The 12825-nt window shown below is 68.9% G+C and carries 12 protein-coding genes; 6 read left to right on the plus strand and 6 right to left on the minus strand.

The genetic code is table 11. The features are described from left to right. Window positions 1–689 (minus strand): biotin/lipoyl-containing protein (locus NA11_RS42845; protein ID WP_305793860.1); only part of this gene is annotated, 689 nt, incomplete at its 3' end. 258 nt (window positions 690–947) lie between these two features. Here NA11_RS42845 and NA11_RS42850 point away from each other — a divergent pair. Further along, window positions 948–1310: an oxidoreductase gene (locus NA11_RS42850; RefSeq protein ID WP_069167855.1), complete on the plus strand. Its 363-nt coding sequence runs from the start codon at window positions 948–950 to the stop codon at window positions 1308–1310. Window positions 1311–1359: 49 nt separating this feature from the next. Here the strand turns inward: NA11_RS42850 and NA11_RS42855 are convergent, their stop codons facing one another. Both NA11_RS42855 and NA11_RS42860 read right to left on the minus strand, forming a co-directional pair. Further along, window positions 1360–2871 (minus strand): leucyl aminopeptidase, encoded by a 1512-nt coding sequence (locus tag NA11_RS42855; RefSeq protein ID WP_069167856.1) that lies wholly within the window; start codon window positions 2869–2871, stop codon window positions 1360–1362. After that, window positions 2868–3668, minus strand: coding sequence for a TetR/AcrR family transcriptional regulator (locus NA11_RS42860; RefSeq protein WP_069167857.1), 801 nt, complete (start codon window positions 3666–3668; stop codon window positions 2868–2870). The genes NA11_RS42855 and NA11_RS42860 overlap by 4 nt, the downstream gene beginning before the upstream one ends. A 110-nt stretch (window positions 3669–3778) precedes the next feature. Between NA11_RS42860 and NA11_RS42865 the strand changes: the two genes are divergently transcribed. From NA11_RS42865 to NA11_RS42885, 5 genes are all read left to right on the plus strand, one after another. Further along, window positions 3779–4384: a GNAT family N-acetyltransferase gene (locus NA11_RS42865; protein ID WP_069167858.1), complete on the plus strand. Its 606-nt coding sequence runs from the start codon at window positions 3779–3781 to the stop codon at window positions 4382–4384. Between the two features lie 273 nt (window positions 4385–4657). Continuing rightward, window positions 4658–6172 carry an ADP-ribosyltransferase gene (locus NA11_RS42870; RefSeq protein ID WP_069167859.1) on the plus strand — a complete coding sequence of 505 codons (1515 nt, stop codon included), beginning with the start codon at window positions 4658–4660 and terminating at the stop codon, window positions 6170–6172. A gap of 19 nt (window positions 6173–6191) precedes the next feature. Continuing rightward, window positions 6192–6437, plus strand: coding sequence for a hypothetical protein (locus NA11_RS42875; protein ID WP_141718167.1), 246 nt, complete (start codon window positions 6192–6194; stop codon window positions 6435–6437). 158 nt (window positions 6438–6595) lie between these two features. Next, the gene (gcvT, locus tag NA11_RS42880; protein ID WP_069167861.1) at window positions 6596–7696 is read left to right on the plus strand and encodes a glycine cleavage system aminomethyltransferase GcvT; all 1101 of its coding nucleotides are present in this window, start codon (window positions 6596–6598) and stop codon (window positions 7694–7696) included. A 305-nt stretch (window positions 7697–8001) separates the two neighbouring features. Then, the gene (locus NA11_RS42885; protein ID WP_069167862.1) at window positions 8002–9099 is read left to right on the plus strand and encodes a branched-chain amino acid aminotransferase; all 1098 of its coding nucleotides are present in this window, start codon (window positions 8002–8004) and stop codon (window positions 9097–9099) included. Window positions 9100–9147: 48 nt separating this feature from the next. Here NA11_RS42885 and NA11_RS42890 read toward each other — a convergent pair whose 3' ends face one another. The 3 genes from NA11_RS42890 to cobT form a co-directional block, all read right to left on the minus strand. Then, a complete protein-coding gene (locus NA11_RS42890) occupies window positions 9148–9861 on the minus strand; it encodes an MBL fold metallo-hydrolase (RefSeq protein WP_069167863.1) in 714 nt (237 codons plus the stop codon). A gap of 600 nt (window positions 9862–10461) precedes the next feature. Further along, on the minus strand, window positions 10462–11211 hold the full coding sequence (locus NA11_RS42895; protein WP_069167864.1) for an adenosylcobinamide-GDP ribazoletransferase: 750 nt from the start codon (window positions 11209–11211) through the stop codon (window positions 10462–10464). 460 nt (window positions 11212–11671) lie between these two features. Then, window positions 11672–12757, minus strand: a complete 1086-nt coding sequence (gene cobT / locus NA11_RS42905; protein ID WP_141718168.1) for a nicotinate-nucleotide--dimethylbenzimidazole phosphoribosyltransferase — start codon at window positions 12755–12757, stop codon at window positions 11672–11674. Window positions 12758–12825: the final 68 nt, after the last annotated feature.

The raw sequence follows: 12825 nt of genomic DNA on the forward strand, positions 1-12825 counted from the left end.
TCGGGCTTCGGCGCAGGCGCGGGTGCCGGTGCCTTGGGCGCCGGTGCGGCGGCCGCGGGGGAACCGCTGCCGATCACGCCGAGCTGTCCACCCACAGCGACGACATCGTCTTCCTGCGCGGTGATCTCCAGCAGGGCGCCTGCCACCGGCGACGGGATTTCGGTGTCGACCTTGTCGGTGGAGACCTCGAGCAGCGGCTCGTCGACGGCGACGTCGTCACCGACGGCCTTGAGCCAGCGGGTCACGGTGCCCTCGGTGACCGACTCGCCGAGCTCGGGCATCTTCACCGGCGTGCCTGCACCGGACGGTGCGGCCGCGGCGGCGGGCGCCGGAGCAGGGGCTGCTTCCTGGACGGGTTCCGGCTCTGCGACGGGAGCTTCCTCGGCGGGTGCTTCCTGCGCGGGCGCGGCGGCTTCGGGGGCGGGAGCCGAGCTCGGGGCGGGAGCCTCACCGGCATCACCGATCACGCCGAGCTCGCCACCGACCTCGACCACATCATCTTCTTGGGCGACGATTTTCGACAGCACACCCGCCACGGGGGACGGGATTTCGGTGTCGACCTTGTCGGTGGAGACCTCGAGCAGCGGCTCGTCGACCTCGACCGTGTCTCCTTCCTGCTTCAGCCACCGGGTGACCGTTCCCTCGGTGACGCTCTCACCAAGAGCTGGCATCTGGACGGAGAAGGCCATGTCCTCTGACTCCTCTGACTGCTCGACGGGGTTCTACAACAGTTGATCTCTCGGCGGACCCCCGTCGCGGTTGCGGCGTGAGCCCGGAAGCCACCGATCATTGTGCGTGGCACCAGAGATCTAGTGGTTCTTGTACCGCGAACCATCCTTGCACTTGGCCGTCCGGCGTGTAGCACAGGGCAGCGAACTCCCAGGAGCTGGCAAGATGGGAGGACCGGCGTGTGGGACGCTCCGGTGTGGGAAAGGAGGTGCGCGTCGTTGGGTTTGCTGGATCGTTTCCGAAGCGGCGCGACCCGGGGTGCTAGCGCGAGACGCACGGGTTCTGGAGATGGCGGCGATGCCCGCTATCTCGCCGAGTGGGTGCGCACCCATGTGGGCGTCGAAGGCTATATCGAGCCGAAAACTACTGTGACAGATGTCACTGTCGTGTTGATCGCCGCCGACGGTGAATGGACGAGACGGATCGTCGGCGAGCGCGGAGCGCAGCGGCTTGCCAAGGATTTGCGGATCCCGGTCTACGACGTCGGCCGGACCGGATATCCACAACGGATGCGCGATTACGACGCACGTAAACGGATCGAGCGCCAGCGGGCGTTCGAGGAAGATTTACGCGAGCTTTAGATTTCGGGGGTGCCGCCTCGGGTGGGAAGCCGAGGCGGCACACCGGCATTCACTCCGCGGCGATGTCCTCGATGACAGCGATGAGGGTGCGCACCGGGACACCGGTGCCGCCCTTGCCGATGTAACCGAACGGGCCGCCGGTGTTGTACGCCGGACCCGCGACGTCGAGGTGGGCCCACTGCACGCCCTCCGGGACGAACTCCTTCAGGAACAGCCCGGCCGAGAGCATGCCACCCCAGCGGTGCGGCGCGACGTTGGCCAGATCGGCGATCTTCGAGTTGATGTCCGCGCGCAACTCGGCGGGCAGCGGCATCGCCCAGCCGTTCTCGCCGACCTCGCGGGAGATCGCGGCGACCCGGTCGCGGAACTCGTCAGTGCCCATCACGCCGGGGGTGCGGGTGCCGAGCGCCACCATCTGGGCGCCCGTCAGGGTCGCCACGTCGATGAGGTAGTCGGGGTCGTCCTCGCTGGCCCGCACGATCGCGTCGGCCAGAATCAGCCTGCCCTCGGCGTCGGTGTTGATCACCTCGACGGTGATGCCGCCGTACTGGGTGAGCACGTCACCGGGGCGCTGCGCGGTGGCCGACGGCATGTTCTCCGCCATCGGCACGGTCGCGGTCACGGTGACCGGCAGGCCGAGCCGCGCGGCGAGCAAGGTGGTCGCGACGACCGCCGCGGCGCCCGCCATGTCCGAGGTCATGTTCTCCATGTTCTGCGCAGGCTTGATGGAGATGCCGCCGGTGTCGAAGGTGATGCCCTTGCCGACCAGCGCGACCTTCTTCGGCCCGCCCGCGTAGGTGATCCGGACCAGCCGCGGCTGCCGCGACGAACCCTTGCCGACGCCGAGCACGCCGCCGTAACCGCCTGCCTCCAGTGCATGTTCGTCGAGCACCTCGACCTGCAGTCCGGCCGCCTCCGCCAGCTGCTGTGCGCGGGCGGCGAATTCGGCGGGGTAGAGGTGGCTCGGCGGGGTGTTGACGAAATCCCGTGCGGTGGCGACGGCTTCGGCGGTCAGCTGCGCCCTGGTCAGCGCCTCGTCGCCGAAATCGGGCTCGGGGACCAGGAATTCGACCCTGGCCACGGGGCGCTCGTCCGGCTTCGGTGCGGACTTGTCCGACTTGAACGGGGTGAACGTGTAGGCGCCGAGGTAGAAGCCCTCCGCGGCGGGGCCGAGGTCGAGGCCGGACAGCGTGGTCACCACCAGTTCGGTGCCCGACAGCGTGCGGGCCGCCACGCCCGCGGAACGGCGGATCTGCTCGGCGTCGATCTTCTCGGCCGCGCCGAGGCCGACCGCGAGCACACTCGTCACGCCTGCGAGCCCGGCCGGGGCAGGCACCCTGGTCAACTCTTCGGCCTTGCCCTTCGCGCCGACCGCGCCGAGCTGATCGAGCAGTTCGGCACGGACCTCGGCAGTGAGCACATCCCCGAACAAGTCCTCGGGCACGATGGCGGGGCCGTTCTCGGAGGAGGTCAATCCGAGGACGAGCACGTCGGTGTCCGCGCTGATGGTCTGGGTGCGGGCGAGTTCCGGTCCTAATGAGCGATCTGCGACAGCGGTCATTGGCTCAGGCTACTGGGCAGTCTGATCGAGATGCCGTCGAGGAGCAGCGCGAGCCCGTCGTCGAGGATTCGGTCCAAGTCCAGGTCGGGGCCGGGCGGGCCGTCGGAGAACAGCCGGTGCAGCACAGGGCGGATGGTCGGGTCGAGCAGTTCGAGGAGATCATCGGGCAGCTCCGTCGGCTCGATGGCGTGCAGCCGGTCGGCGCGCTCCGAACTTGTCAGCAGCGCGAGGCCCTGCACCAGGCCCGAGAACGACAGGTAGATCGCGAGCATCGCCTCGCGGCTCAGACCGCGGTGGTCGAGCGCGGCGAAGGACCGTTCGAGGATGTCGAAGAGCGCCGGACCGAGCGGCGGGCGGGTGCGCGCGAGGATCGGCAGCATCCACGGGTGGCGCTGGTACAGCTGCCATTCCTCGTGCGCCTCGTAGCTGAGCCTGGCTCGCCAGTCGGTGAGGTGCGCTGCAGGCGGGCGGATTTCGGCGAGTACGAGCTCGGCCATGCCTGCCAGCAGTGCCTCGCGGTCGGGGAAGTGGCGGTACAGGCCCGCGGTTGCCGCGCCGAGTTCGCTGGCGATGCGGCGCATGGAGAGGCCGTCGATGCCGTCGCGATCGGCCAGGTCGACGGCGGCGCGCAAGATGCCGACCGTGGTCAGCCTGGTCGGGCGTGCGGTGCGACGTGGCGGGGCCACCGCGTCGCGGCGGGCGCGGTAGGCGCGGGCCTGGCAGGCGCGCGAGCAATAGCGGCGTTTGCGGCCGCGTGACGGTTGCGCGAGGGCGGCCGCGCAGATTTCGCAGGCCATGCGGCCTCCATTTCAACACACGAACAGCTGTGACGAAATGCTAGCAACACCGCACTGAGCTGCCTACCTTGGCGAGAGCACACAGTGTTCACGAGCGAAAGGGACAGGCGATGGAGATCACGGTTCGGCAGGCGATGACCCAGGATCGCGACGCGGTCATCGAGGCGTTCAGCCTCGCCAGCCCCGACGAGGCGGTGACGGCCTGGGTGCTCGAGGGATATCCGTTCGAACAGTTCAGCGGGGACTACGTGCCGACCCTCATCGACCGCGCACTGCGCGACGACGAGATCTGGCTCGCGGGTACCGAGTCGGAGATCTGGGCGGTGTCGATCTGGCAGCACGTCGACTCGGTGGCGCGGTTCGAGCACGAGGCAGTCGAGGCGCGCGCGGTTGCCGCAGGCTCGCCGGATGTGCGTCCGCTACAGCGGGTCTCGGTAGTGACCGACTTGCTGGCGCGCTCGCACCCGCGCGAGTTCCCGCACCGGTACCTGCAGGTCATCGTCACGGTGCCGGAGCATCGCGGCAAGGGTGCAGGCGGCGCGATCCTCGCCGATCGCACGAAAGCGGCCTCCTCTGCGGGACAACCCGCCTACCTCGAAGCAAGCACCGAACGTTCCGCACGCCTCTACACCCGCATGGGTTTCGCACACACCGGCACGCTGCACGAGCTGCCGGAGGGCGGACCGACCCTGCGCCCCATGTGGTTCCGCGGCTGATGCTGTCCCGAGTGGGAACTGGTGGCGGCGTTCGTCGAGAGGCCTCCGCCACCAGTTCCCACTCGATCGTGAACTGCCCGTGCGAATTCGCACTCGAAGTGTTCGAGTCACTCGCGGACATGGCCGAATTGCCAGGTGCGTCGCGGCCGTGTGGGCCAGGTCAGGGGAGGCGGCCGATGCGCGGCACGCGGCCGCCTCCGCACGTGCCTCCTACGAGGAGGGCACCGCAGCGAATCGCTCGGTATTGGACCGTGAGGGCGGTGGGTCCGCGCAGTGACCGGCACAGTTCTCGACGTCGATACCGCCGTCTACTACGACACCGCGGGCAAGATCGCGGCGGGTGCCCAGGCGTGGTGGGCAGCGATCGACGCGCGTTGGCCGGAAATAGCCAAAGCCGTGGATATGGCCGGTTCCTACGACGACGGCCACGAGTGGGGCAAGTCCTACGACACCCGCGCAGCCGAAATCCTGAAAATGGTTACCCGGGTGGCCAGCGCGACGCACGCATACGCGATCGTGCTCAACAACCTCGGTTACCAGCGTGCCCTCGATGAACACGGCGCGACCATCGACGCCGGGCCCGCACCGGTCAAACCAACGGCGCCGATGTATCCGGTACTCAACTGCCGAGTGCCGCTGCCGTCAGCGGGTGGCCCCGGCAACGGCCTCGTCGATGAGGGCCTGGGCCTGGTCGCCAAAATCGGGATCACCGTGCCCGATGGCAACGCCACCACCATCAGCAACGCTGCGGTCACCTGGGACGCGGCCCGCACCGCTACCGAGGTGGCCGGATTCCCCGCGATCCTCGAGGCCGCCGCGATCGCGTTCGAGGCCGTCGCCGCACCGGAAGTCGAATTCGTCGATGAAGATCTGCGCGCCTTGAAAGCGGCCGCGGCGGCGACGCTCACCGCGATGGGTGATCTGGCCCAATCGTGTCGTGATCACCGGATCGCCCTCGATGAGCTGCGCGAGTTGCTCAAGAAGCAGCTGGAGATGGTGCGCGATGCACTGATCCAGGAACTCGCGATAACCGCCGCTATCTCGGTCGCGTCCTCGTTCATCACCTTTGGTGCTGGGGCGGCCATCGGGTTGGCGGGCGCGGCGGCGATCTGTGCACGCTACGCGCGTCCGATGCGGCTGATCATCCAGGAGTGGCGGACCAACCGGGGGATCAGCGCGGGGGTGAAGCTCGACGCCGACCTGGCGCGACACGTGCGCGAGTGCGAGCGCCTCGAAGACCTCGGACCGGCCGGGCGCCTCAAACCCAAAGCCGACCCGCCGCCGAAACCCGAGCTGATCGAGCTCGGCCCGATCCCGCACCCGCCCGGCATCCCGAAAGTCGAACTGTCGCAGGCCGAACGCGACGCGATCACGAAGTACACCGGCAATTCCTACGACATCAACTCCGCGTTGCGTTCAGGGAACGAGCTGACCGTCGCGCAGCGCGCCGAGGTCGAGCAGCTCAATACCACCTTGGATAAGCTGCCGACCTTCGAAGGTGCCGTGACGCGGCGCACCGATCTGGACGCCGACGTCCTGGCCAAATATGAGCGCGGTGCGGAAGTCACCGAGGCGGCCTTCACCTCCTCGTCGGCCACTGCCAAGGCAGCCAAGGATCTACCGGTGGAGTTTCAGATCTGGTCGGAGACAGGCCGTTACGTCGGCCACCACTCCACCGCACCACAAGAGCTGGAAGTTTTGTTCAAGAGCGGGACACCGTTTCGTGTGGTCGACCGGTTCGAGGTCGACGGCCGCACTATCATCCAAATGCGAGAGATGCCGCGCTAGCGGCCCGGAGGGACGCCCGATGCCCGAAGAGATCCAGGGAAAAACATTCCGATCACCCGATGAGGTGGAGCCGCTCCCGGCGGAGGAGATTGCACGGTTGAAGGCGGAATTCGCCGCGTTCAACGCCCGCCGCGACGCCGTGCCTGAGGAGGAACGCATCCACCTACGCGACCACTTCGGCGACGACGCGATCGGCACTGACCGCGAAGACGAGTACCGCAAACAGGTCGAGGAACGTAAGAAGCGCGGGGAGTACTGGGGATGACAGCCATGAGGGACGGCGGATAGCCGGAATCGGTCGAGAGCGCGCCGCCGTCACTTCAGTTCCCACTCGATCGTGAAACGGTCTGCGTGAGCGGCTCGCAGGGGTGGGCGGCGTGGGAGTGGTCCCATGATTTGCGAGCGGCGGATAAGCTTCGCCGGGTGACGGACTCGAACCTGCTGCAAGGCCCTATTCACGGTGTACACGTCGAGCTGGGGGCGACTTTCGCTCCGTTCGGCGGATGGGAAATGCCCGTCTCCTATGCGGGGACGGTGGCCGAACATCAGTCGGTCCGCACCACCGTCGGACTTTTCGACGTGAGCCACCTCGGCAAGGCGACGGTGCGTGGTGCGGGCGCGGCGGAATTCGTGAACTCCGCGCTCACCAACGACCTCGGGCGGATCCGGCCGGGCAAGGCGCAGTACACGCTGTGCTGCACGCCCGACGGTGGCGTGATCGACGACCTCATCGCCTACTACGTGAGTGACGACGAGATCTTCCTGGTGCCCAACGCCGCGAACACCGCGGCCGTGGTCGCCGAGCTGCAGAAGGTGGCGCCCGAGGGCATCACGGTGACCGACGAGCACCGGGAGTACGGCGTGTTCGCGGTGCAGGGACCGCGCTCGACCGAGGTGCTCGCCGCGCTCGGCCTGCCCACCGAGATGGAGTACATGGCCTACGCCGACGCCGAGTGGGACGGGCGGCCGGTGCGCGTCTGTCGCACCGGCTACACCGGCGAGCACGGCTACGAACTGCTGCCGCGCTGGGCCGACGCCGAGCCGCTGTTCCGCGCGCTCGTCGCCCAGGTGCAGGCCGCCGACGGCCAAGCCGCGGGCCTCGGCGCCCGCGACACCCTGCGCACCGAAATGGGATACCCGCTGCACGGGCACGAGCTGTCGCTGGAGATCTCCCCGGTGCAGGCGCGCACCGGCTGGGCGGTCGGCTGGAAGAAGGCAGCGTTCTGGGGCAAGGAGGTGCTCGAGCAGGAGAAGGCGGCAGGCCCGCGCCGCACCCTGCTCGGCCTGGAAGCCCTCGACCGCGGCGTGCTGCGTCCCGGTCAGACCGTCCTGCACGACGGTGCTCCGGTCGGCGAAACCACCTCGGGCACTTTCTCGCCAACCCTCAAGATCGGCATCGCCCTCGCCCTCCTCGACACCGATGCAGGCCTCGAGCCGGGCACCGAGGTCGAGGTCGACGTGCGCGGCCGCCGCCTCCGCTGCAAGGTGATCCGCCCACCCTTCGTCGAAACCAACACCAAGTAGTCACCCGACCGGTGCGCGCGCCAAGGTGCGCGCACCGGTGCCGACATATCGGGCGTCGGCTTGCCGCAATCCATGACGGCATGGCGCGGGGCTCCGGGGCGGGCATCGGCGTTTCGCGCCACGGCGTGTCGCAGGGTGTCGGTGGGGAGAGTGCGCAGGATGCGAACCGGGCGGTGTGGTTTCCTGCGGTGATTTGGTGTCCAGAGTGCAATCTGGTGCGCGAGTGGCGGTGCTGGCGTGAACTTTTGCGGTGAGGTGGGCAATCGGGCGCAAACCAGGAAACCGGCCCGGATAGGATCACCTGCATGACCGTTGCTGCACAGTTTGCCCGTGTCCCGCATCCCGCGCCCGCCCCGGCGCAGCGGCGACAAGAGGTACTGGCGGCGCCCGGCTTCGGGCGGTTCTTCACCGACCACATGGTGTCGATCGACTACGCCGACGGCGAATGGTCCAACGCGCGCGTCGAGCCCTACGGCCCGCTCGCGCTCGACCCAGCGACGATGGTCTTCCACTACGGCCAAGCCATCTTCGAAGGACTGAAGGCGTATCGGCAGAGTGACGGCAGCATCTCCTGCTTCCGCATCGACGCGAACGCCGCCCGGTTCGCCAGGTCGGCCAAGCGGATGGCGATGGCCGAACTGCCGGAAGAACTGTTCATCGAATCCGTGCGTCAGCTCCTCGACGTCGACCGCGACTGGGTGCCTGCGGCAGGCGGCGAAGACTCGCTGTACCTGCGCCCCTTCATGTTCGCCACCGAGGCTGGCCTCGGCGTGAAGCCCGCTTCCGGCTACAAGTACCTGCTGATGGCTTCCCCGGCGGGCGCCTACTTCCCGCGCGGGGTGAAGCCGGTGCGGGTGTGGCTGTCGACCGATTACGTGCGGGCCGCCCCCGGCGGCACCGGCGAGGCCAAGGTCGCAGGCAACTACGCCGCCTCACTGCTCGCGCAGGCGGAGGCCAGCGAAAAGGGCTGCGACCAGGTGGTCTGGCTTGATGCGTGCGAGCGCCGCTACGTCGAGGAGATGGGCACCAACAACCTGTTCTTCGTCTTCGGCTCCGGCTCCGAGGCGCGCCTGGTCACCCCGGAGCTGTCCGGTGCCTTGCTGCCCGGCATCACCCGCGACTCGCTGCTCACCCTGGCCGCCGACTCCGGCTTCCCGGTCGAAGAGCGCAAGGTTTCGGTCGAAGAATGGCGCAAGGGTGCCGAATCCGGCGAAATCACCGAGGTTTTCGGGTGCGGCACCGCCGCGGTGATCACCCCCGTCGGCTGGGTCCGCACGGGCGAGGATGAATTCACCATCGGCGGCGGCGAGCCCGGCGAGGTCACCATGGCGTTGCGCGACACCCTCACCGGTATTCAGCGCGGCACCTTCGCCGACATCCACGGGTGGATGCGCGGCATGTAGTTCGACGAGTGGCGCACCGGTGGCGGTCGTTTCGGCCGCCACGGTCGCTCAGCTCGGCATGAACATGTGCCATTGCTCGAGGGTCTGGGGACGCAGCACGTAGTTCTTGTCCCGGACAGTCGAGAGTGGTGCATGCGGTTCGTCCGAATACCAATGGCCGGGGTAAACGACAGGGTCACCGGGCAAACCGGCCAAATAGCGCAGGCTGCGGAACATTTCGTCGGAATCGCCGCCGGGAAAGTCGGTGCGGCCGCAGCCGTCGACGAACAGGGTGTCGCCCGCGATGAGCCGATCGTCGAACAGGAAGCACTGACTGCCCGGCGTGTGGCCCGGTGTGTGCAGCAGTTCGATATCGAAGGCGCCGACGCTGACCTTGTCGCCGTGCTGATGGCCGGTGAGTTCGCTTTCCGCGATGCCGGTGACATTGGCAACCCAGGACAGCTCTTGCGCGTTGACATGCACTGGGACGCTTGTCTTTTCGAGCATCTCGCGCACGCCGCCCAGCGTGAATCCGAGCATGGTGCCACCCACATGGTCCGGGTGATGATGGGTGGCGAGCACCCCGGTCAGCCGCAGCCCGTCGCCCTCGGCGATATCCACCAGATCGCTTGCCGCGTACGCCGGGTCGACGACCACGCATTCACCGGTGTCCCGATCGCCGATCAGGTACGCGAAATTGCGCATCTGCGTCGCAATCGGATCGCCGACGGCGTAGTCCCGCCCCGACAGCAGCTGGCGAAAATACAGGCGCTCAGAAGACATACCGCACACCTTATTGCCCGACCCAGACGCCGTGCGCGCCGCCGCGGCAATTCCTCCCATCAGTCCCACCCGCACTCCTCGGGCAATCGCGGCGCGAGGCACAGATTGGACCGATGATCAGTGGGAACTGGTGGCGGCATCGCCCGAGAGCCCCCCGCCACCAGTTCCCACTCGGCGATTCGCCCCGGGCGCGGGCGTCCATATCGGGACGGACGGGTGTCGCGAGTGGGACATGGTGCGGGGTATGGCTGAGGGTTGCTCCTCGCGTCCCGATAGGGGCTGAGCCTGGTGTCGACGGGGAGGGCCGGCGCCCGAAGGGGAGAGCCGATGTCGGAGGGAGGGCCGGTGTCGGAGGGCGGGCCGGTGTCGGAGGGAGGGCCGGTGTCGGAGGGAGGGCCGGTGCCGGAGGGCGGGCCGGTGCCGGAGGGCGGGCCGGTGCCGGAGGGCGGGCCGATGTCGGAGGGCGGGCCGATGTCGGAGGGCGGGCCGATGTCGGAGGGAGGGCCGATGTCGGAGGGAGGGCCGATGTCGGAGGGAGGGCCGGTGCCGGAGGGAGGGCCGATGTCGGAGGGAGGGCCGGTGCCGAAGGGAGGGCCGGTGTCAGAAGGAGAGGGACAGGGTGGCCGCGGTGAGGGCGACGGAGAGCTCGATGGTTGCGCCGAGGGTGTCGCCGGTGAGGCCGTCGAAGCGGCGGCGGCAGTGGTGGGTGAGGAGGGTGGAGACGGCGAGGGCAAGCAGGACGGCGACGGGCCCGAGCCAGCGGTGGTCCGGAGTGGCGAAGACGGCGGCGGCGAGGACGAGGACCGACCATGCCACGGCGGTGACGGTGGGCTGCGTGCCAGCGACGAGCGCGCCGAAGCTGGTGTCCGGGGCGGCGGCGATTCCCTTGCGGCACGCCACAACCACCGCGACGCGGCCGACCATGACCGCAAGGCCAACGGCGAACCATTGCGCTGACTCGGCCAGCGCGGCAAACGAAAATGCTTGGACGCCAACGGCGAACACGATGGCGGCGACGCCGAACGGCCCGGCGCCACCACTTTTCATGATCTGCCGCGCCCGCTCCGGCGGACCGTAGCTGCCGAGACCGTCCATCGTGTCGGCGAGCCCGTCCAGATGCATGCCCCGGGTGATCAACGCCAACGCCCCGACCACCAGCAGCGCCGCGAGCACCGAACTCGCCCCGACCAACACCAGCACCCACAGCAACCCGACCGCCCCCACCCCGAGCAGTCCACCCACCAACGGCGCCAACGTGATTGCCGTCCCCGCCACCCCCCGATCCACGCGCTCCGGTCCACGCACCGGCAGCACCGTCAGCCACGACACCGCCAATCGCACCCCATTCATCGCCGCGCGCCTGATACTTCCTCGGGCCGGTCACTTCGCTCCGATTCCCGCTCGGCCGCGACTCGGTTGGCCCGTTCTGGTTCCTGCTTGGTTGCGATCCGATTGGCGCGTTTGGGGTCGTGCTCGGCTGTGATCTGGTTAGGGCGTTCTGGTCCCTGCTCGGCCCCGATCTGGTTGGGGCGTTCGGGTCCCCGGTCGGCGACTCGATCAGCGTGCTCCGGTTTCCGCAGCAGCGGCGAGGTCAGTCGGGGGCCTGCCGACCCGCTCGCCACGGATCGGAGGATGTCCACCGCAACGCGACTCGATCGGTGCGCTCTGCTCCCGGCGCGGGCGTCTTCTCCCCCTACGCGGGCCGCCGCAGGCCGTGGGCGGTCCACCGCTGCGGACCACGAATTGCAGCGCGTGAACCGCGCGGGATGCGGCCTCCTCGGCGTGGTGGTGTCTGCGGGGGACCGGTGGGTCATTTCCGGAGATCCAGTGGGGGAGTTTCGGATCCGGTCGCGAGTTCGGCCGTGCTGACGCCTGCTTCGGCGAAGGTGGACATGTCGGCGAGGGTGGCGACGGCGGCACGGAGGATGGGCAGGGTGGTCAGCGCGCCGGATCCTTCGCCGAGGCGCATGCCGAGATCGATGACCGGGTCGAGGCGCAGGCGTTGCAACGCCAGGTTGTGGGCGGGCTCGGTGGAGCGGTGGCCAGCGAGCCACCAGGCGGAGGCGCCGGGGACGAGGTCTTCCGCGACCAAAGCGGCGGCGGTGACGACGACACCGTCGAGGATCACCGGGGTGCGGCGGGCGGCGGCCTGCGCAAGGAACGCGGCCATGGCGGCGAAGTCGGCGCCCGCGGCGACCCGCAACAGCTCGACCGGGTCCTTGACGACCGGGCGGGCGCGGCGCATGGCGTCGCGGATCGCGGCGACCTTGCGCGCCCAGCCCGCATCGTCGACGCCGGTGCCGCGGCCAACGGCGACAACAGGTTCGGTGTCGGTGAGGGTCGCGATGAGTGTCGTGGCGGGGGTGGTGTTGCCGATGCCCATGTCGCCCGCGACGAGCAGGTCGGCGCCCGCATCTATTTCTTCGTCGGCGATCGCCTTGCCTGCGGCGAACGCGGCCTGCACCTCGTCGGCGGTGAGCGCGTCCTCACGGTCGATGGACCCGCTGGAGCGGCGCACCTTGTGCTTGGCGACCACCGGGTCGGTGTCGGCGTCGACGGAAATGTCGGCGACCCGCACGGTGGCGCCTGCGACGGCAGCGAGGGCGTTCACGGCGGCGCCGCCACCGAGGAAGTTCGCGACCATCTGCGCGGTCACTTCACTCGGGTACGCCGAAACCCCATGCCGCGCAACGCCGTGATCCCCGGCGAACACCACAACCCTGGCCCGCTCGAACTGCTTGGGCGGACACACGCCCTGACAGGCTGCCACCCAATTCCCGAGCTCCTCGAGCCGTCCGAGCGACCCACCGGGTTTCGTCAGCTGCGCCTGGCGCGCCTCGGCGGCCGCCCGCACCGCCGCGTCAGGAGCGTCAACCACCCCGAATTCGTGCGTCACTGTCCACCCTTCCCATCCGGAGCGGCACACCACCACCGCCTCACCGCCCAATCTTGCCCGCCCCACCC

This window comes from Nocardia altamirensis NBRC 108246 (assembly GCF_001612685.1).
Classification (GTDB): domain Bacteria; phylum Actinomycetota; class Actinomycetes; order Mycobacteriales; family Mycobacteriaceae; genus Nocardia; species Nocardia altamirensis.